The organism is Colwellia sp. D2M02, assembly GCF_018860755.1.
Classification (GTDB): Bacteria; Pseudomonadota; Gammaproteobacteria; order Enterobacterales; family Alteromonadaceae; genus Colwellia; species Colwellia asteriadis.
This window is the reverse complement of the sequence record NZ_JAHKPW010000010.1, coordinates 26,802-47,298: the sequence shown is the minus strand read 5'-3', so window position 1 is coordinate 47,298 and position 20,497 is coordinate 26,802. Positions and strand designations below refer to the sequence as shown.

14 protein-coding genes are annotated in these 20,497 nt (G+C 38.0%); 6 read left to right on the top strand and 8 right to left on the bottom strand.

The window, feature by feature from the left end; translation table 11 throughout:
• Positions 1 to 79: 79 nt before the first annotated feature.
• Positions 80 to 817 (bottom strand): YciK family oxidoreductase, encoded by a 738-nt coding sequence (locus KO495_RS01075; protein ID WP_215978549.1) that lies wholly within the window; start codon positions 815 to 817, stop codon positions 80 to 82.
• 374 nt (positions 818 to 1,191) lie between these two features.
• On the opposite strand from KO495_RS01075, the gene KO495_RS01070 reads away from it, so the two are divergent.
• Together KO495_RS01070 and sohB are read left to right on the top strand one after the other, a co-directional pair.
• Positions 1,192 to 3,687 carry a VolA/Pla-1 family phospholipase gene (locus KO495_RS01070; protein WP_215978548.1) on the top strand — a complete coding sequence of 832 codons (2,496 nt, stop codon included), beginning with the start codon at positions 1,192 to 1,194 and terminating at the stop codon, positions 3,685 to 3,687.
• Positions 3,688 to 3,883: 196 nt separating this feature from the next.
• On the top strand, positions 3,884 to 4,933 hold the full coding sequence (gene sohB / locus KO495_RS01065) for a protease SohB (RefSeq protein ID WP_215978547.1): 1,050 nt from the start codon (positions 3,884 to 3,886) through the stop codon (positions 4,931 to 4,933).
• 89 nt (positions 4,934 to 5,022) lie between these two features.
• Here the strand turns inward: sohB and KO495_RS01060 are convergent, their stop codons facing one another.
• Positions 5,023 to 6,387, bottom strand: coding sequence for a dicarboxylate/amino acid:cation symporter (locus tag KO495_RS01060; protein ID WP_215978546.1), 1,365 nt, complete (start codon positions 6,385 to 6,387; stop codon positions 5,023 to 5,025).
• A 319-nt stretch (positions 6,388 to 6,706) separates the two neighbouring features.
• Here KO495_RS01060 and KO495_RS01055 point away from each other — a divergent pair, with 319 nt between their 5' ends.
• The gene (locus KO495_RS01055) at positions 6,707 to 9,055 is read left to right on the top strand and encodes an Ig-like domain-containing protein (RefSeq protein WP_215978545.1); all 2,349 of its coding nucleotides are present in this window, start codon (positions 6,707 to 6,709) and stop codon (positions 9,053 to 9,055) included.
• A gap of 226 nt (positions 9,056 to 9,281) precedes the next feature.
• On the opposite strand, the gene KO495_RS01050 is transcribed toward KO495_RS01055, so the two are convergent.
• On the bottom strand, positions 9,282 to 10,388 hold the full coding sequence (locus KO495_RS01050; protein WP_215978544.1) for an arginase family protein: 1,107 nt from the start codon (positions 10,386 to 10,388) through the stop codon (positions 9,282 to 9,284).
• Between the two features lie 707 nt (positions 10,389 to 11,095).
• Here KO495_RS01050 and topA point away from each other — a divergent pair.
• Positions 11,096 to 13,810 (top strand): type I DNA topoisomerase, encoded by a 2,715-nt coding sequence (gene topA, locus KO495_RS01045; RefSeq protein ID WP_215978543.1) that lies wholly within the window; start codon positions 11,096 to 11,098, stop codon positions 13,808 to 13,810.
• Positions 13,811 to 13,956: 146 nt separating this feature from the next.
• Here topA and KO495_RS01040 read toward each other — a convergent pair whose 3' ends face one another.
• Positions 13,957 to 14,325, bottom strand: a complete 369-nt coding sequence (locus KO495_RS01040; RefSeq protein ID WP_215978542.1) for a ribosome recycling factor family protein — start codon at positions 14,323 to 14,325, stop codon at positions 13,957 to 13,959.
• A gap of 92 nt (positions 14,326 to 14,417) precedes the next feature.
• A complete protein-coding gene (locus KO495_RS01035; RefSeq protein ID WP_215978541.1) occupies positions 14,418 to 15,185 on the bottom strand; it encodes a hypothetical protein in 768 nt (255 codons plus the stop codon).
• A gap of 275 nt (positions 15,186 to 15,460) precedes the next feature.
• Here KO495_RS01035 and cysB point away from each other — a divergent pair, with 275 nt between their 5' ends.
• Positions 15,461 to 16,435 carry an HTH-type transcriptional regulator CysB gene (gene cysB, locus KO495_RS01030; protein ID WP_215978540.1) on the top strand — a complete coding sequence of 325 codons (975 nt, stop codon included), beginning with the start codon at positions 15,461 to 15,463 and terminating at the stop codon, positions 16,433 to 16,435.
• Between the two features lie 90 nt (positions 16,436 to 16,525).
• Here cysB and KO495_RS01025 read toward each other — a convergent pair whose 3' ends face one another.
• Positions 16,526 to 16,780: a YfhL family 4Fe-4S dicluster ferredoxin gene (locus KO495_RS01025; RefSeq protein WP_215978539.1), complete on the bottom strand. Its 255-nt coding sequence runs from the start codon at positions 16,778 to 16,780 to the stop codon at positions 16,526 to 16,528.
• Positions 16,781 to 16,841: 61 nt separating this feature from the next.
• Complete coding sequence (gene yegQ, locus KO495_RS01020; RefSeq protein WP_215978538.1) at positions 16,842 to 18,251, bottom strand: tRNA 5-hydroxyuridine modification protein YegQ; 1,410 nt, start codon at positions 18,249 to 18,251, stop codon at positions 16,842 to 16,844.
• A gap of 258 nt (positions 18,252 to 18,509) precedes the next feature.
• On the opposite strand from yegQ, the gene KO495_RS01015 reads away from it, so the two are divergent.
• The gene (locus KO495_RS01015; RefSeq protein ID WP_215978537.1) at positions 18,510 to 19,352 is read left to right on the top strand and encodes an HDOD domain-containing protein; all 843 of its coding nucleotides are present in this window, start codon (positions 18,510 to 18,512) and stop codon (positions 19,350 to 19,352) included.
• A 119-nt stretch (positions 19,353 to 19,471) separates the two neighbouring features.
• On the opposite strand, the gene rdgC is transcribed toward KO495_RS01015, so the two are convergent.
• Positions 19,472 to 20,395 carry a recombination-associated protein RdgC gene (gene rdgC, locus KO495_RS01010; RefSeq protein WP_215978536.1) on the bottom strand — a complete coding sequence of 308 codons (924 nt, stop codon included), beginning with the start codon at positions 20,393 to 20,395 and terminating at the stop codon, positions 19,472 to 19,474.
• Positions 20,396 to 20,497: the final 102 nt, after the last annotated feature.

Below are 20,497 nucleotides of genomic sequence, written 5' to 3'. Positions count from 1 at the left end.
GATAAGCAAGGCAAATTTCCCGAATAAGTTAGGGAAAATAGCTGCTAGAGAAATATTCGTTAAGCCGAGCTCAGGTTGTTTATTGTGCTTTTAAGGTGCTGCCATTTTCTTTAATGCTGTCATCAGACATTAAATAAGCATATAAAGGCATAATATCGTCAGGTGTTGCTAATAGTTCTTTATCTTCAGCAGGAAAGGCGCTTGAGCGCATACTGGTTCTGGTTGCACCTGGGTTTATGGCATTAACACGTAAAGTGGTTCCTTCATACTCATCGGCAATCACTTGCATCATACCAACGGTTGCAAACTTAGATATTGCATAAGGTCCCCAATAAGCACGACCTTGTGAACCAACTCCCGAAGATGTAAATACCATAGAGGCATTCTTAGACAATAATAACGTAGGTATTAACGCTTGTGCCAATAAATACTGGGCAGTAACGTTAACTTGCATAACATCATTAAAGGTTTGCTCGTGTATTTGGCTAAACGGGGTTAACTCACCTAAAACTGATGCATTTAATAAAACACCGTCTAGTTTGCCAAATTGCGCTGCGATGGTGCTCGACATATCAATATAGTTTTGCTTTGTTGCACCTTTTAAGTCTAAAGGGATAATTGCAGGCTCAGTTAAGTTAAGCGCAACAATTTCATCGTATACCGCTTCAAGTTTTTTGACGGTTTTACCAAGTAGAATAACAGTAGCACCTAATTTTGCGTAAGTAATCGCTGCACTACGGCCAATACCAGCACCAGCGCCGGTAACTAAAATTACTTTGTTGTGTAAATCTGCGTCTTTTATTGAATAATCAAACATGTTGGGATCTTTTAGGTCGGGCGTTGAATCAGAGAAAAATATATACGGTTATTCTACGCGTTGGTATTTTCATTGACGAGTAAAAGTTAAATTTTTAAGAAAAAATATGCTAATTATCGACAATATTTAAGCACAATTGTAAAAACCACTAGCGAATTAATAAATCTTACGTTAAGTTTAACTGGTCTAACAAGTGAAATTACCTAAATAAAGTGATTGATGTGCGTTAAACTAACCTACAAGTTAACTTGTTCATATATTAGGGGTAATACCATTGGGTTTTTACGCTTTTAATGCTTTACTTAAACGGTTGCAGTTAACAAACATCAAATAAAAATTAATAAAACTAATAAAATTGGGCATGGGGAAACTACATGAAAAAGCTAGCACTCAGTATTTCTATTATTAGCGCACTTGGTTTGAGCGCCTGTAATAACGAAACAATTGAAGATGTAAAACAAGAGGTAATAGATAATGGCAGTGCAGTTACGCCATTAGCTCGTATTGTGTTTGATCCCGGTGCCGATGAGCCTAGATTATCTGTGCCGAACGATTTAATGTTCTCTGGTAGCGTCGATGGTACATTAAATATACCTGTGGCCGACTCAAGTGACTTTTCTGACCCTAGTGTTTCAATTAATGGTCTTGATGGTTGGTCAAATACACACCCGTTTAAACTCGCGATAGATTACCCAGAAGGTGTGTCTTTAAATGCTGAAAGTGTTTATAACCCAGAAGCTGTGCATATTTATGAAACCTTGATGGGAGGGGATGCAAGCGACGCTGACTGTCAGAGCTTAACACGCGGCTTAGCATGTAAGGTTGTGAATAAGTTAACATTTGGTGTTGACTATATTACTCAGTTATCAGATGGCCAAATCGCTATTGTTCCTCTCAAACCGCTGAGCGGAAAAACCAGTTACGTCATCGCGTTAACTAATCATATTAAAGATAATAATGGCAACTCGCTGGCGCCAGCTATTTCTTACGAACTGGTACGTCAAGATATTACAACTGCTCCATTAGCGACCGAAAGCCAATTATTATTACAAGGCTTAACGAACAGTTATGAAAATGCCGTTGTTGCTGCTGGCGCTGATAAAGATAGCTTAATCTATACTTTTGCTTTAACTACCCAATCGACTAATGATGTTCTATTTACCGCTAAAGCATTATTAGCTGCGCCATTAGCACAAGGCGGTTTACCGCCAGTAATTGCAGTGGCTGATACTGGTATTTCAGTAGCACAAGCCTTTGAATATTCAGGTATACAGCTGCCAGATAACTTAAAAGCTTTATATTCAACCGGTAATTTATATAAGGGTAGTGTTACATTACCTTATTATTTAGGGGTGCCTTCTATTGCTAACCCTACAGCACCAGTGAACTCACGATGGAAGAGTTTATGTGACTCAGGAGCTATGCTCGCAGGTCTTGCTGCAAGCAACCCAGAAGCTATTCCTGAAGGTCCACTGAGTGAGTCTGACGCTACATGTATGGCAGTGTCTCAAAATGCGGGTTTACCTGCTCCAGGTTTACGTGATTTAAGTTCAGTGATGCCTGTTGATGTTGAACGTCACTTAACTAAATACAGCCCCGTACCAGCACCAAGCCCGGTAAGTGATATTCCATGGATACCTGATCCGTCAGTACTTGAAGTACAAATGACTACACCAGATATTTCTCCTACTACTGATGCAGTGCGTGCAAGCTTTGGCTTACCAGCATTAACCGGAAAACCAGAATCAGGTTGGCCAGTTATTATTTTACAACACGGTATCACTTCTAAAAAAGAAGATATGCTAGTACTTACCGGTATCTTATCTGCTTTTGGCTTTGCAACAGTAGCTATTGACCACCCGTTACATGGTAGTCGTGGTTTTGATTTAGATAATGTTACCGATGAAAATGGTATGAAGCATGATGAAATTAGTGCTTCAACGGTTTCTGCAACTCACTACATGAATTTAGCGAGCTTATTAACTAACCGCGATAACTTAAGACAGTCAACAATTGATATGCTTGGTCTTCGTTTAGGCTTAAATGCCGTGGTTGGTGCTGATATAGATGCATCTAAAGTGCAAGTGGTAGGTCATTCATTAGGTGCTATTGCCAGTGTTAATTTTACAGCTTTAGCTAATACGCCACTAAACCCAGCCCTTGATGGTTTATTTAAAGTATCGAGTGCTTCTTTAGCAATGCCTGGCGCCATGATTGCAAACTTCTTAATGGAATCTGGCGATTTTAGTCCATTAATTAAAGGCAATTTAACGTATAAAGCTTCACCTGCCTTTAAAGCTATGGTTGATGCCGCCTACCCAGAAGGTGCAACAGAAGCAGAGCTTAGAGCGACATTTAAGGCTTTCTATAGTGCGCTAACTCCTGAACAGCAAGCTGGTTTAGATGCAACTTTTGCTCAGTTTGGTTTTGCGGCGCAAACGGTTGTCGACTCGGCTGATCCTGTGAATTATGCTGGTATTATGGCAATGACTAATACAGCAACTCATTTAATTGAAGTGGTAGGTAATGGTGTCGATGTCGGTAATCCTACATGTACGGATATTGCGTTAACAGATAACTGTGCTGATCAAGTTATTCCAAATAGAGTGTCAGTATCACCACTTGGTGGTACTGAAGGGGTTATTGCTTTATTAGGTTTACCTAGTGTGAGTAGTACAACACAAGGCTCTGGTGCTGTTAGGTTTGTATATGGCCACCATAGCTCTATTTTAACACCTGCAGCAGTACCTGCGGCACCTGATGCTGTTAAAACAGCGCAAGCGACACAAGAAATGCAAACCCAAGTTGCTGCTTTCTTTGCAACAATGGGACAAGCAATTACGATTACTAATACTGAATTAGTTAAGTAATTTGATATGAGTTTATAGTCACTCACCGTTTGGTGAATACTGATTAACTCATGAATAGAAACCCTCGTATGAGGGTTTTTTTATATGCCTGATAAAAATTTTCATCTCAAAAAACGACAAGCCTTTGCAATAAACTAAATTAGTGTAAAATCTTCGATAACTTTACGATTAACTCAATTAATTTTCAGGAGCTCTTTTGGAATTTTTATATGAATACGGACTTTTTTTAGCTAAAGCGGTAACCTTTGTTTTAGCTGTTGTCGCCATTATCATTACCATTGCTGGTGCAGCAATGAAGCAACAACACAAAAAGGGTGAGCTTGATATCACCGATCTTTCTGAACAGTTTGAAGATACAGAGCAAGATATTATTCATGCGCTATTAACGAAAGAAGAACTTAAAGAAAAAGAGAAGCAAGATAAAAAAGCGGCCAAAGAAAAAGTCAAAGCCGATAAAAAAGCAGCTAAATCAGGCGATGAAGTAAAACCGAGTAAAGCTCATGTGTTTGTTGTTGATTTTAACGGCAGCATTGATGCTAAAGAGGTAAGTTCACTACGCGAAGAGATCTCAGCTATTTTATCGGTAGCCACTAAACAAGATGAAGTGTTTTTACGCCTTGAAAGTGGTGGCGGTATGGTTCACGGTTATGGTTTAGCGTCATCTCAACTTGACCGTTTACGCCAGCAAGAAATCCCATTAACAGTTTCGGTTGATAAAGTAGCGGCAAGTGGCGGCTATATGATGGCTTGTGTCGCGAATAAAATAATTTCAGCGCCTTTTGCTATATTAGGCTCTATTGGGGTTATTGCACAGGTGCCAAATTTTAATAAGCTATTAAAAAAGCATGATGTGGAGTTTGAGCAATTTACCGCAGGTGAGTTTAAACGCACAGTTACCATGTTTGGTGAGAACACTGAAAAGGGGAAGCAAAAGTTCATTGAAGAGCTAGAAGAAACCCACGTATTATTTAAAGACTTTGTTAATGAACATCGCCCAAGCCTAGACATTCAAAAAGTGGCAACGGGTGAGCATTGGTTTGGTACAACCGCGTTAGCCTTAGGTTTAGTTGATGCAATTCAAACAAGTGACGATTACCTTCAAGCGAAAAGTAAAACCCATAAAGTGGTTGCTATAAAATATGAAGTAAAAAAAGGTCTAGCTGATAAATTCTCAAAAGCTGCGTCGTTATCTGCAGAAAGCTTTATTGGAAAACTGCTACAGCGTAATCGTATATTTCCTAGTTAGTTTGAAGGTTTGGATAACTGCTTGAATAAAAAGGGTTAAAGCATAATGCTTTAACCCTTTTAAATTTATAACCTTTAATAAGTTAAATATTATTGTGATTTATCTAAGTGATTGAAATCAATGTTCTCTATATTTTGCCCTGCATTAGGATCTAAATACATTTCTTCATCGAACTGGTTTTCACTTTTAGCGACAATAACACTGACCATGCTATCACCCGTAACGTTAACCGCGGTACGTGTCATATCAAGTAATCTATCAACACCAATAATTAATGCTATGCCTTCAACCGGTAAGCCAACTTGATCTAATACCATTGCCAGCATAATTAAACCGACACCAGGAACACCCGCTGTGCCAATTGAGGCTAAAGTGGCAGTTAATACAACCGTAATATAATCAGTTAAAGTTAAATCTTGGTTGAATACTTGTGCGATAAATACAGTAGCAACACCTTGCATAATCGCGGTGCCATCCATATTAATGGTTGCACCCAGCGGTACGGTAAATGAGCCGATAGAGTTTTTTACACCCAATTTTTTAGTGGCGGTTTCTAAAGTTACCGGAATGGTTGCATTAGAGCTTGCGGTTGAAAAAGCGAAAATGGCAGCATCACGCATTTTTTTAATGAAAATTAACGGGTTCAAACCAGTTAATAACTTCAAAATAATAGGGTAGGTAAGTAAAGCGTGCGCAATTAATACAAAAAATACAACGCCAAAATACCAAGCTAGATTTTCTATTGTTTCAAAGGATGTTGTGGTAAATAAGGTCGCTAATAGTGCAAACACACCATATGGGGCTATATTCATTAAAATAGTTACTAAGCGCATAATTACCACGCTTAAATCTTCAAATAAAGTAGCGACACGCTCACCTGACTTACCTGATAGTGCAATAGCTACTCCAAAAAGTAAGGCAAAGATAATAACTTGCAGCATATTTCCTTCTGCAAATGAAGCAAAAGGGTTTGTAGGGAACATTTGAATTAATACTTGTGCTAAAGAAGGTGCTTCTCGGCTCTCAAAACTACTGCTGGTTGGCATATTAACGCCTTCACCTGGGCCAACGAGTAATGCAACAAAAATAGCTAAGCTGATGGCAATAGCGGTCGTTGCTAAATAAAGCCCTATAGCTTTACCACCAATACGGCCAAGTTTAGTGGTATCTTTGAGTGAACAAACCCCACAGACTAACGAGACAAAAACTAATGGCACCACTAGCATACGTAAGCTGGCCATAAACACTTGACCTATTACTTCAAGCACACCATCAACTAAAAAGCCTTGTAATGATAATTGGAAGAAGTAGAGTTCAAAAGTTTTATCTTTACCAGCAGGCATTAACCACTGGAGAAATGTACCGAGTAAAATGCCGCTGATCATGCCAATCACTATACGGCCAGTTAAGCTCATTTTTTTATTTTCAGCAGGAGTATTTGAGTTTGTTGTCATAAGAATAAATGCTTACTTTTATTGTTGAACGTTATATAGCACTAAGGTTACCAATAATTGCGCTTATACAAAACCACTTTATCAATAAGCCTTATGATATAGGTAATAAAAAATACCAGGTGCTATCAACGCTTATGTTCATTATTGTGTACTTGATTTTTTTTCTAAAAATTTATTTTCAATAAAATGGCATCTTTTGGTTTACCCAATAGTTAAGTGATTACAGTCTTTAACTTTTTTTAATTTAGCAGTACCTTTTTGTTATTTATCAGTTAATATGGGGGAATAATACTAATAGAAATAAACAGAGGATGCATTTATGCAGCGACTTCGAAAGTTGAGTTTTAGCCTACTACTGATGTCTTTAATGACCTTGGTAGCTTGTGGCGGTGGTGATGGAGATCTTACTGGTGGTAATGATGGTGGTGGTACTACTTCCCCTGATCTCGAAACGATAACTATTGCAATAAGTAAATCAGACGGTGATCTTTCAGGTGATAATGATATCACGTTAACGGCGACTGTAATGCAAGGAACAGAAGCGGTTGCTAGTAAATTAGTTACCTTTGAGTTAAGTGATGAGACGTTAGCGGTACTTGAAAATTCAGCAGGCACTAAATCAACCGATAGTAGCGGTGTTGCAACTATGATGGTTAAAGCGACTAACCTAACGGGTGGTATTAATGTAACGGTTTCAATTAATGATGAAGACGTTGCCCCAGTTGAAATTGCTTTTGATAGTGTTGGTGGCGGCGCTGGTGGTTCAGTAGGTGACCCAGTAGCTGATAGTATTACTTTGTTTGCTAGTTCAACACAACTTGCGTCAAGTGGTGCACAAGAGATTACCCTTACTGCCTTAGCGAAAGATTCTGAAAAGCTTTTACTTGAAGGTGTAAATATTAGGTTTTCTGCAGACTCAGGTTCTTTGGAAAAAGTTTTCGATGATAATGGTGATAGTTCTACTGTGACAGGGCCTGATGGTAAGCTGACGATGAAGTTGAGTACATTAGCGGAGCCTGAAAATAGAATTATTACGGTTGAAGTTAAAAGTGGCTCGGTATCAGATGTTATTGAGGTTGAAGTTGTAGGTACTACAGTTTCTTTAACAGGCTCATCGTCATTAGCAATCGGTGATGATAATACCTACGTAATTAAAGTCTTAGATTCTGACGGTGATGGTATTGCTAATACACTTGTTAACTTATCATTGATAGACAGTACAACTAATATCGATTTACCTACAAGCGTAACAACCGATAATACAGGTCAAGCAAATATTACTGTAAAAGGTACTGCTGGCGGTAGTAACACTATTGTCGCTAGTGCATTAGGGGCAATGGCTAGTAAAAAAGTCAGTATTCAATCGGATTCGTTTTTATTCTCGAGCTTTAGTAATGGTACAAGCAGTGTTAACCCAGAAGTAAGCGAAGTTCCAGATGTATTACTTTCTAAAACGGCTTCAGTAACATTAACTTGGAACCACCTTGATGCACAAAGTAAGCTCGTACCGGTACCAGATGGCACAGTAGTTAAATTTAGTACTACACGCGGTACATTAACGACAAACTCTGCAACAACAGTTAATGGTAAAGTAACGGCTACCTTAACTTCACTAAATGCCGGTAAGTCATTAGTCACATTTATTGGTGAAAATGGCGCAATAGAGTTAACTAATCAGTTAGAGTTTGAGTTTGTGGCAGATACTGCAGATACTATGATTGCACAAGCCTTTCCTAAATCAATTGGTCCTAATGGACAAACCTCAACTATCTCCGTTGTTGTTAGAGACCCGTCAGGCAACTTAGTTAAAAACAAGAAGGTAGGCTTTGTATTAACCGATACTAGTGGCGGTGAAATTTTTCCTGATAGCGCCGTTACTGACAGTAATGGTATGGCATCAACAGTTTATACCTCTAAAACGGTTTCTAAACAAAACTCTATTGTTATTACGGCGACCGTAGACAATACTAATGTGACGGACTCTGTTGAATTAACTGTTGCCGATAGAGAGTTATTTATTTCACTAGGTACCGGTAACGAAATTGAAGAGCTTGATACTACCTCTTATGTTAAAGAATACTCAGTGTTTGTCACTGATGCAGACTCTAATCCAGTAAAAGATATTGACTTAACCATCTCTGCAATACCGCATAAATATTATAAAGGCTATTGGTATCCTGTATACGATGGTGATGACTTCATACGCTGGGTGCCTTTTGGTGCCGATGATTTAGAAGTTTCTGTTGGTGTAAACCCACCAAGAACAAGCTTTAATTTACGACCTAAACAATGCAGTAATGAAGATCTGAACCTTGATGGTATTTTAGATGTTGGTGAAGATACTAATAATAATGGTAGGTTAACGCCGGGTAATGTTGTTTCAGCGCAAGGTAATATTACTACTGATGAAGATGGTCGAGCAGTGGTTCGAATTACCTATGCTCAAAGTTACGGTGAATGGCTTGATGTTAAGTTAATAGCCTCAACCAAAGTAAATGGTAGTGAAAGCTCGGTACAAACCATTTTTAATTTACCGGTATTTGCTGAGGATGTGAATCAGGAAAAGGTTTCACCACCTACTCAAGGCATTGGTCTGCGTGGACCTTTTGGTTTACTTAATACCTGTGAGTTGAATATATCGCAAGACCCTAATCTTGATGGTTCATAATTAAGCATAATTATGCTTAAATTAGCTAAAAAGGCTCCAATAGGAGCCTTTTTCATTTCTTGTTCAATGGTTCAAGTAAACTCTTACTTGTTATAAAGCGAACTCAAGTTAAACGAATTCAAATAATACTTAACTCTTCTGTTATTAAACTCTATTGCCTTTTATCTGTAATCTGGCAATTGACCTACCCATTGCTCTAACTTCTCTTGATAGGGGTTATTAAAAGTTACTTCGACATCTCTTTAAGTAGAAACGCAGAAATTTCAGCGCCAACTTGTAAAGTTTTATCACGTCCTATTTCACCTTGCCCTGAGCTATCGGTAAATGGGGCTATTTCCATCATGTCTGCGCCCGTAATAGGGTACCTTGCCGCAAGAGCTTTAAGTATTTGCATTGTCTCTGTAGGCATCAATCCACCTGGTTCTGGTGTACCAGTGGCGCTGGCAAAGCTATCATCAATGGCATCAATGTCAAAACTTACGTAAAGCTCATCAATTTTTTCATTGGCTAACTGCGCCAAAATATTGTCAATGGTTTGGTTAATACCTTGTGCTTTGATTTCATCAGCCCAGTGTTGTCTTACGCCAAAAGTGCCTTCCCAGTGGCTTTTCGGCTTGCCGCTTGAGCGAATGCCTACTTGTATTAAATGATGGCGCTCATGTAAATCATCTAATATGTGAGTACACCAAGAGCCAAAACATAAGTCGATACCTAAACGCTCAACGAGTAAGTCTGTATGAGCATCAAAGTGAATAATAGCGGCACGTTTTCCTTGTTTTTTCTTTGCTTGTAAATAGGCTTTAGTGAGTGGGTAACTTACGCTGTGATCACCACCAATACCAAAAATACCTTTGTCAGGAAATTCAGCATAAAAGTCATGTAATACATCTTCAGTAATGCTTAGCGGGCTAACGCAGTATTCGCTATTTTCATTGTGATATAGCGCTTTTCTACAGTTTGCTAGCGTGCTTTCGTTGAGGTATTTATCGCTTAATAAGTGCGGAATAACTCTTACATCACCTAAGTCAAAAGCCGTCAACTCTGGATATTGTGTTAATAAACTTGAACGTAAAAATAGTGGTCCCCAGTTAGCGCCACGTAAAATGCCGCCACCACAGTCTGAGGCAACACCTAAAATAACTGCTTTTGGAGCCTTAGGTAGTTCATGTAAATAGGCTTTCCATAAATCATCAATATTAGCGGTTTGACCGAAAATAGTTTGGTGTAGTTGCTCTTTACGCTCTTTAGCGGTATTAACCGTAAAAACGCCATTTCCCGGAGGGCATAGGCATTGTTCTAACTTGTGTTGAAAGTTTGAAGTAAGTGTACTCATTGGTTATCCCGATGGTTAAATTGTGTTGTTTTAATAAGTTATACCAACCAGACCAATTAATTGCTCATTTAGTGAGAGTTAAAAGGCTTAGAGGCAAGGCATTGATTGAAGAGAATGGTTACTCCCTTGTCACAACCAATAACGCAGCATGTAGGCCTTTTTAAATCACCCTTTGGTAGTTCATCAGCAAGCGAGTAACAGCACAAAATGAATGAAATATAGCGTAACTATGTTTAACTCATTTCGTTTGTTCTAAGCTTGCTAATGTCGCTCTAAAGTTGGTCAATTAATTAATCCACTTGGTATTAATGAATTAAGTGACGACTGCCTGTGAATTATTATATTTACTCTTTTTCACGATCAGCCCTTATGTTTTTCGGTAAAGTCTATTATGATTGCCGCTAAAAATAGGCTAAATCTGATTATTTGTCATTAGATAGTAAATAAAGCCTTATTATAGCTAAAATGAGCAAATGGGTGAATAGCGTCAGCTCAAGATGAGCTTTATATAAAAAGAATTACTTGTCAGCTTGCATATTTATAGATATACCTATAAATAGTTATGCGTTTGTTTTTTTCATATTTTATTGTTTTTTTTATTGCTAGCTAAGTCATTATAAAGAAGCTCGCACTTTTTTAACTTAATTTAGTATTTGAATAAAAAGACAATAAAAAAAATTGTCTTTATCGTAGGATTAAAAATTTTTATGGCAAAATCATTAGTTATTGTCGAATCGCCAGCCAAAGCGAAAACAATTAACAAATACTTAGGTAAAGACTTTATTGTAAAGTCGAGTGTGGGTCACGTACGTGATTTACCTCACAGCAGCACCGGCAAAAAGGTTGCCGCTAAGTCGCCTGCTGAGGTGCGCAAAATGGCACCTGAAGCAAAAGCCAAATATAAAGCTAAACGCGATAAACAAGCACTTGTTAACCGTATGGGTATTGATCCAGAAAATAATTGGGCAGCTAATTATCAAATATTACCCGGTAAAGAAAAGGTCGTAACTGAGTTAAAAAAACTTGCCGAAAGTGCTGACACTATCTATCTCGCAACCGATTTGGATCGCGAGGGAGAGGCGATTGCTTGGCATTTAAAAGAAATTATTGGCGGTAGTGATGATAAGTTTCGCCGCGTAGTTTTTAACGAAATAACCGAAAGCTCTATTCAACAAGCTTTTGCTACACCGGGTGAGTTAAGTATGCCTGGGGTTAACGCACAACAAGCTCGACGATTTTTAGATCGCGTTGTTGGCTTTATGGTAAGCCCGCTATTATGGAAAAAAGTAGCGCGTGGTTTATCTGCTGGGCGCGTGCAATCTGTTGCAGTAAAACTGGTTGTTGAAAAAGAGCGAGAAATTAAAGCGTTTGATCCTAAAGAATTTTGGGAAATTAGCGCTGATACTCATGCGAGTACAGGCGAAGTTTTAGCGCTTGATGTTACCCATGAAAACGGTAAAGCGTTTAAGCCAACTAATGAAGCGGACACCAATAAAGCATTAGCGGTTTTACAGCCTGCCGATTATTCGGTAACTAAGCGCGAAGACCGACCTTCTAAAAGCACGCCGTCAGCTCCTTTTATTACTTCAACACTACAACAAGCCGCCAGTACTAAACTCGGTTATGGCGTTAAGCGTACTATGGGTTTAGCGCAGCGTTTGTATGAAGCTGGTCACATTACTTATATGCGTACCGACTCAACTAATTTAAGTAAAGATGCTGTAGAAATGTGTCGTAATTTTATTAGTAACAGTTTTGGTGACGACTACTTGCCAGAAAAACCGAAAACTTATGGTTCTAAAGCGGGCGCGCAAGAGGCTCATGAAGCTATTCGTCCATCTAATGTTAAACTTGAGGCCGCTTTACTTGAAGGAATTGAACCAGATGCGAAAAAACTCTATGAGTTAATTTGGCGTCAATTTGTTGCCTGTCAAATGACTGCTGCGCGTTATACTGTGAGTACATTAACTATTGGTGCCGCGCAGTTTGAATTAAAAGCGAAAGGCCGAGTGATGCAATTCGATGGTTGGACAAAAGTTCACCCTCAATTAAGTAAAGGTGATGATAAACACTTACCTGACTTACAAGTTGGCGAAAAAATTATTCTCGACAAGCTAGAGCCTACTCAACACTTTACTAAGCCACCTGCACGTTATGGTGAAGCTTCATTGGTAAAAGAGTTAGAAAAACGCTCTATTGGTCGCCCATCAACCTACGCATCTATTATCTCAACGATTCAAGATCGAGGTTATGTTCGTTTAGATAAAAAACGCTTTTATGCAGAAAAAATGGGTGAAATTGTTACCGATAGCCTTTCAACCAGTTTTGAAAAGTTAATGAGTTACGACTTTACGGCAAACATGGAACAAGAGCTTGATGGCATTGCCGAAAATAAACTTAATTGGAAAAGTGTATTAGATGATTTCTATAAGAGTTTCACTAAAAAGTTAGCGCTTGCTGATACTGGAGTTGAAGATGGTGGTATGCCAACTAATGATCCGGTATTAACGGATATTGATTGTCCAACGTGCGGTAGAAAAATGGGCATCAGAACAGCTACAACGGGGGTTTTCCTAGGCTGTTCAGGTTATGCTTTACCACCTAAAGAGCGTTGTACTACCACCATGAACCTAACGTCAGGTGAAGAGGCTGTTAGCGTTTTAGCGGAAGATCAAGAAACCGAAGCTCTGCGCGCTATGCATCGCTGTAAAAAGTGTAATACCGCCATGGATAGCTACTTGATTGATGAAACACGTAAACTGCATGTTTGTGGTAATAACCCTCTTTGTGACGGCATTGAAGTTGAAAAAGGTGAATTTAAGATTAAAGGCTATGACGGTCCAATTCTAGATTGTGACCGTTGTGAGTCGCCAATGGAGTTAAAGTCAGGTCGTTTTGGCAAGTACTTTGACTGTACTAATAGCGAGTGTAAAAATACGCGTAAGCTGTTAGCTAATGGTGAAGCCGCGCCGCCAAAAGAAGATCCTGTTCATCTACCAGAGCTCGAGTGTGAAAAATCTGAAGCGTATTTTGTATTACGTGATGGTGCGGCGGGTATTTTCTTGGCAGCTCATACCTTTCCGAGATCTCGTGAAACTAGGGCACCTAAAGTTGCTGAATTGAAGCGCTTTAAAGATAGAATTTCAGAGAAGTTTTATTATTTAGCGGATGCACCTGAGCAAGATCATGAAGGCAACTTAGCGGTTGTTCGTTATAGTCGAAAAACCAAAGAGCAGTATGTTATGACTGAGCTAGAGGTTGATGGTAAGGCTAAAGCAACCGGTTGGACTGCGAAGTATATAGACGGCAAGTGGGTTGAAGATATTCCTAAAAAGAAGCCTGCTAAGAAGAAAGCTGCGGTAAAGAAAACCGCTACTAAAAAAGCACCAGCTAAAAAAACAGCAACGAAAAGTAAAGATTAATACTTTTTAAAGTGCTTAACAAAAAAACCGTTGCAATGAGGTTGTAACGGTTTTTTTATAATCAATTCTTTATAGTTAATAAGTAAATAAGTTAATAAGTTAATAAGTTAATAAGTTAATAAGTTAAAATTAAAGTACACTTTTACTTAATCTAATCCTTCTAGCTCATCTATTACCCTTCTTGCTTGAGCAAGCGTGCAGTCTGTTAAGGCGATTAACTTAGTTACCGTATTGATGTTTTGACGTGCGGCCAAAGCCATTAAGCTAGCGTGATTGAGTTGCTGGTATTGTTGCTTTAAATGTTTAGCTAACCATAGCCAACTCGCTTCATTTTCCGATTCAATGAAGTTAACGATATTATGCAGCTGTTCGGTGTTTGCGGTAAGTAACCAATTTCTAGACCTACCTTGGCGTTGTAATACACAGCCTTGCTCTCTAATCATGGCCTTGAGTGCATATGCTCTCAAGGTTCGTCGTAAAAATGAGGGTAAAGCAATGGTTTTATCTACGTCCACAATATTCCCTATCTAATCTGAACTCGGGTTATATATTTCAAAATAAAAAAACCAGCATCTGCTGGTTTTAAGTAAAGTATTGTAATAAATAGCTACCACTTCTTTTTTGGCTGAAACAGCATATCAAGCTCGTCTTCTTCATTCTTAGCTTTTTTAGCGGCATCTTTTGCATTGGTATTTTTCAAGGCACTAGTAATTTCTTCAAGCTGTTGAGTAACTTCCTCTTGCTTAGTTGTAACGTATTCTGTTTTTATCGGACTATTTGCCAAACTCTGCAGTGCTTTTTCAAAATACTGTCTTGCTGAGCCAAGCATTTCTTTACTGTAGGCTTGGTTGCCGCGTTTAACTAAGCTTTCTATATTAATTTTTAACTGCATCGCAGCCAAACGCTGCTCTTCTTGAGTAAAGGTTTGAGCATCTAATGCACCTTTAGCTTGCTCAGACTTTAATACCGCACGAATTTTTTTGATGCACTGTAATATGCCAACAAGTTGTTGCTCATTATCCGGTAAGACAAAAGCCTCTTCACTAGGAGGCTGATTTGCTAACTCTTCCGAGGCCGTTAATCGTGATTTGAGTTCTTGCACTCTATTTTTAATGCCTTTTACGTCAGGCATTAATTGTTGCATTGCTTTAGCCGCATTCAAACTACGCTTATTTAATATTTTAATTATATTAGGGTTACTAGGTAGGTTGGCTAAATTCAATATCAATTCTTCACTTTCATCGATAATTGCTTTTTGTTTTGCAACCTTAATACGCTTTTCTGTTTCAAGCTTTTCTTTATGTTGTTGAATAGAGCTAACCACTACAACAAAAATAATTAAGGCGATGATTAGACCAATAATAATAGCTATCATGTAAAGTTCTCTTGGTTTTACTGGTGAAGTAAAATAAATCGTTTTATGCAGTCTACAAAAAATGCTTTGTTTAGCATAGAGCTAGTTGTCATTTTGCTAAATTATTCCTGTAAATGAGTAAAGTATAGTGAAATATAACTAATACGAAAAAGTTATTAGTGGTTTTATTTGTAAGTGTTGAAATTTATTTACAAAAAAGCAAAAAGGTTATGGAATAAATGCTCGATTAAGTATATTATTTTGATATAAGAAACCGTGTAAATTAAGTCCTGTTTATGAAATTACAACAACTGCGTTATATTGTCGAAGTATTAAATAATAACCTTAATGTTTCAGCCACTGCTGAGGCTTTGTATACTTCCCAACCGGGGATATCTAAACAAGTAAGGATGCTTGAAGATGAATTAGGTATTCAAATTTTTGGCCGAAGTGGTAAGCATTTAACTCATGTTACCTCTGCGGGACAAGAAGTTATTAATATTGCAACGGAAATACTGTCAAAGGTTGAAGGGATTAAAGCCGTTGCTCGTGAGCACACTCAACCCGATGAAGGTAAGCTACGTATAGCCACAACGCATACTCAAGCAAGGTATGCTCTACCTGAAGTTATTCAAGGTTTTGTTAAAAAGTACAATAAAGTGTCTTTGCAAATGTCACAAGGAACGCCTGCACAAATCAGTGATGCTGCAGCTAAAGGTGAAGCTGACTTTGCTATTGCAACGGAGTCTCTACATTTATATAACGATTTAGTGATGCTGCCATGTTACTACTGGAATAGAAGTATCATTGTTAAGGCTGATCATCCGCTTGCTAAAAAACAAAATATCACGATTAGTGACATAGCTAAGTATTCGTTAGTGACTTACGTTTTTGGTTTTACTGGTCGTTCAGAGTTAGATGCTGCTTTTGAGGCGGAAGGGGCAACACCTAAAATTGCGTTTACGGCAACTGATGCTGATGTTATAAAAACTTATGTGCGTTTGGGGGTTGGCGTTGGCGTAATTGCATCGATGGCAATTGACCCGCGCATTGATAGTGATTTAGTCGCCATTGATGCGAGTCACTTATTTAAGGCTAGCACTACTAAGATAGGCTTTAGACGCGGAAGCTTTTTACGTGGCTACATGTATGATTTTATTGAACGCTTTGCACCACACTTAACTAAAGATATTGTTACCCGTGCCATGCTATTAAAAAATAATACCGAAGTAGATGAATTACTTGCGGATATAGACTTACCTACGCGTTAATGTATTTTTAGGGGAATTAATGTTTAGTACAAAAACGCCAATTAATCATTAATTGGCGTTTTTGTAGCGAGTTACTCATTAAGCTAAGCGCTACTCAATCATATTATACAAGTTGATAAATTTATTGAGTAATTGAGAGTGTGTTTCTCTGTGGTTTTCATCAGGCTTAACACTATCTATTGGACAAACATTAACACAAGTTGGTGCATCATAATGACCAACACACTCAGTGCAGCTATCACTATTTATTTCATAAATTTCTGCACCTAATGTAATCGCTTCATTAGGACACTCTGGCTCACACATATCGCAATTAATACAGGTATTTAATATTTTTAATGCCATAGCTTTCTCTTACGCCACTATTTGACTGAGTTAGTGATTGATTTAGTAAAGTAATAGTCATTTAATCCGGTTGTTGGAAAGGCTGCCTTGTTGTTCCTTTTTCTGATAAGTAGCGCATAATAATTGCAAAAGATAAATCAATAGAGCATTCAAGGGCAATTAGTACTTTATGCCCCGAGCCTTTAGCATCTGTTATAACTTCGTTATTTTTTGCATTAAGCATATGGCTTAATGTAAATGTATGATTACCTGTGGGAGTCATTAGTTCAAGCTTATCGCCAACTAAGAACTTATTCTTCACATCAATTTCAACTAAACCTGTTGTCTGGTTTCGTCCTATGACTTCACCAACAAATTGCTGCGTATCACTTTTTGAATAACCATAATCATAATTTTGAGTATCACCATGGCGATGACGCTTAAGAAAACCTTCGGTATAGCCGCGGTGAGCTAGGTGCTCTAAATCGTTATTTAATTTAGGGTTAAAGGGTTTATTTGTCATGGCGTCGTTAATTGCCTGTGCGTATACCTGTGCTGTTCTTGCACAATAATAAAAAGACTTAGTACGTCCTTCAATTTTAAGCGAGTGTACTCCCATATTGACTAATCGTTGTACATGTTCAACTGCACGTAAATCTTTAGAGTTCATGATGTAGGTGCCGTGCTCATCTTCAAAAGCCGGCATATATTCGCCAGGCCTACCTTGCTCTTGTAATAAAACAATATCATCTATTGGGTTATTTTGAGTTGTTTCTATTTTGTTCGAAGGAAGGTAAATACCAACATCGTTAATACTTGTTTCTATTTCGTTGGCTGGGGAGCAAGCGATAATATCACCTGTTTCAGTTTCTTTAGCTTCGTGGGTATCGTACTTCCAGCGACATGAATTAGTACAAGTGCCTTGGTTAGGATCTCGTTTATTAATATAACCAGATAGTAAACAGCGACCCGAGTAGGCCATACATAATGCACCGTGAACAAATACCTCTATTTCCATTTCGGGGCAGTGTATGCGAATATCTTCTATTTCATCGAGTGATAGTTCACGCGACAATATAACCCGCTCAACCCCTTGTTGCTGCCAAAACTTAACCGTTGCCCAGTTAACCGCATTAGCTTGTACAGAGAGGTGAATAGGCATATCGGGAAAATTTTCTCGCACCAGCATAATTAAGCCTGGATCTGACATAATTAAGGCGTCAGGCTTCATGGCAATTATTGGTGCGATATCTTTTAAGAAGGTTTTTAATTTTCCGTTATGTGGCGCTATATTATTAACAAGATAAAACTTTTTCCCTAATGCATGCGCTTCATTAATACCTATTTGAATATTCGGTAGAGTAAACTCGTTATTACGCACCCTTAAAGAGTAACGAGGTTGTCCTGCATAAACAGCATCAGCACCATAAGCAAAAGCATAGCGCATATTTTTAAGGCTACCCGCAGGGGACAGAAGCTCTGGTTTCATCATTGCGTAACTCGTTAATAATAGTGAGGAGGAAAAGTAGGGCGCGAATTATACTGGTAATAGCGGTTGGCAACAATTTAAAGGCGACGATGTGATGATCTAGATCAATGTTTTAGTAAGGCCCTCAATACCCCAAGTAGGTTAATAAAGACCTTATAGAACATTGCCTTATTTAGTTGAAAAATATTATAAAAAAAAACTAGGATTACATTATTTTGTGCTACTTTTAAAAGTAAGGATAATAAAAATAAAGGTGAATTCATGGCAGCATCAAATGCTTTATATACAATTTTAACGGAAAAAATTAATCAAGATACTTTAGTCTTACCGACATTACCTGAAGTCGCCTTAAAAGTCAGAGCTGCAGCAGATGATCCTGAAATTAATTTAAGTCAGATGAGTGATATTATCGCACAAGATCCTGCGTTATCTTTAGGGATGCTCAAAGTCGCTAATAGTGCCATTTTAGGACGAAGCGTTAAGGTTGAAACGGTGCCTCAAGCAGTAACTCGTATCGGTTTACAACAAATTAAAAGTATTGCTACAGCAATGGCGTTAGAGCAAGTTTTTGTGTCAGATAATGATATTGTAAAGCTGTATATGAAAAAATCGTGGGCAAAAACGATTGATATCGCATCGGTTGCCATTAGTCTTATGACATTATATTTAAAAGAGAATAAACGTACTTCATTAAGCTTAGATACAATAACTCTTGCCGCGTTAGTTCATAATATTGGTGTTTTACCTATTTTAACCGAAGCTGAAAATCATCCTGATGTTTTTGCTAATCCAACGTTTTTACAACAAGCGATCATTAAATTGTCTGGGAGAATAGGCGGAGCTATTACAAGGGCTTGGGGGTTTTCTGATGAGTTTACGTTACTTGCGGAAAGCTGGAGTGATTTAACCATTTTACCAAACGAAGTTCATTATTTAGACTTTATTCGTGCTGGTGCTATTTACCATGACGTATTCAAAAACGAAACAACGAAAGAAGCATTACTTGCGAATTATACTAAAAAGGGGATTTTACCTGAGATTGACTATATGCAGTGTGATGAATTTTCAGCTATGTGCGCTGAAGTGAAAACGATGTTTACTTAATGAGTAAGCGTTAATCTACGGCTGAGTTAAAATGAATTGGATTGAGTCAAGGTAACGAATAAGTAAAAGGGAAGTCATAACTTCCCTTTTTTAATAACTCAGCAACAATTTAGCAATAACTAATCTTTATCTAAATAGTCAGTCGTTTTTAATGAGAACTCAGCAAGCAAATCCGTAATAAAGCGGTTTAGCTCTCCTGACATTAGAGCAAAGTCTGCGTCAAGTTTTGCAAGTATGTCATCGCTATCGATATCATCATTTTGCTCTTGTAGTACATCGTAAAACTTAAGGCGCTTAACGGCTAAATCGTCACATAAAATAAATGATAATGACTCGTCCCATTCTAAAGACACTTTAACAACGTATTTATCAGCATCTAAATGGGCATTTATTTCATCGCTGGTTAAGTCTTGGTTTTTAACACGTACTACAGCGCCATCATCACCTAATGCATTAAATTCAGCTTCCATTCCTAATTGAAAATTAGCACCTAGATTACGCTCAGTTAACCAATCAGTCATGGTTTCATCAACACCTATTTCAGGTTGAAAGCTTGTTACTGGCAGTGTACCTAATACTTTTCTTAATAAAGCTAATAAATCTTCAGCTTTACCGCGAGAGCTAGAATTAATAACGATAATATTATTCGCAGGACTTATATAAGCATGCGTGTCGGTAATACGTGAAAAAGCTCGAGGTAAAAGTTCAAAAATAATATCTTCTTTAAATTGCTCTTTTTCTTTCTTGGTAGCACCGCGGCCTTGTTCTTGTTCTAATAGGTTTACTTTTTCTTCTACCATATCTTTAATAACGGGGGCAGGTAAAATTTTCTCTTCTTTACGTGCGCAAATCAAGAAGTTACCGTTAGCATGATGTAGTACTGAGTCACCATGTTTTCCTAAGGCATTTACCCAACCAAAGTGCGCTATTTCAGTTGACCCTAATGGTGTGAATAGGTGTTCTGATAAGTGCTTTTCTAAATCTTGCTCAGACCATTCAAATGGGCGAGTGAATGCAAAAAAGTATAGGTTTTTAAACCACATATATAATTCCTAGGGAATGAAAAGACATTTTGGCGAATATCATACCTGAAAAATATTTTTCAGGCATTACTTTTGCCATAATGCCTATGGGAGTCGATGATA

Excerpts from the sequence above, each read along its gene's own strand:
- KO495_RS01055 (WP_215978545.1), top strand. The coding sequence starts at position 6,707 with ATGCAGCGACTTCGAAAGTTGAGTTTTAGCCTACTACTGATGTCTTTA.
- KO495_RS01075 (WP_215978549.1), bottom strand. The coding sequence starts at position 817 with ATGTTTGATTATTCAATAAAAGACGCAGATTTACACAACAAAGTAATT.
- cysB (WP_215978540.1), top strand. The coding sequence starts at position 15,461 with ATGAAATTACAACAACTGCGTTATATTGTCGAAGTATTAAATAATAAC.
- KO495_RS01050 (WP_215978544.1), bottom strand. The coding sequence starts at position 10,388 with ATGAGTACACTTACTTCAAACTTTCAACACAAGTTAGAACAATGCCTA.
- KO495_RS01070 (WP_215978548.1), top strand. The coding sequence starts at position 1,192 with ATGAAAAAGCTAGCACTCAGTATTTCTATTATTAGCGCACTTGGTTTG.
- yegQ (WP_215978538.1), bottom strand. The coding sequence starts at position 18,251 with ATGATGAAACCAGAGCTTCTGTCCCCTGCGGGTAGCCTTAAAAATATG.
- KO495_RS01035 (WP_215978541.1), bottom strand. The coding sequence starts at position 15,185 with ATGATAGCTATTATTATTGGTCTAATCATCGCCTTAATTATTTTTGTT.
- topA (WP_215978543.1), top strand. The coding sequence starts at position 11,096 with ATGGCAAAATCATTAGTTATTGTCGAATCGCCAGCCAAAGCGAAAACA.
- KO495_RS01025 (WP_215978539.1), bottom strand. The coding sequence starts at position 16,780 with ATGGCATTAAAAATATTAAATACCTGTATTAATTGCGATATGTGTGAG.
- rdgC (WP_215978536.1), bottom strand. The coding sequence starts at position 20,395 with ATGTGGTTTAAAAACCTATACTTTTTTGCATTCACTCGCCCATTTGAA.
- KO495_RS01060 (WP_215978546.1), bottom strand. The coding sequence starts at position 6,387 with ATGACAACAAACTCAAATACTCCTGCTGAAAATAAAAAAATGAGCTTA.
- KO495_RS01015 (WP_215978537.1), top strand. The coding sequence starts at position 18,510 with ATGGCAGCATCAAATGCTTTATATACAATTTTAACGGAAAAAATTAAT.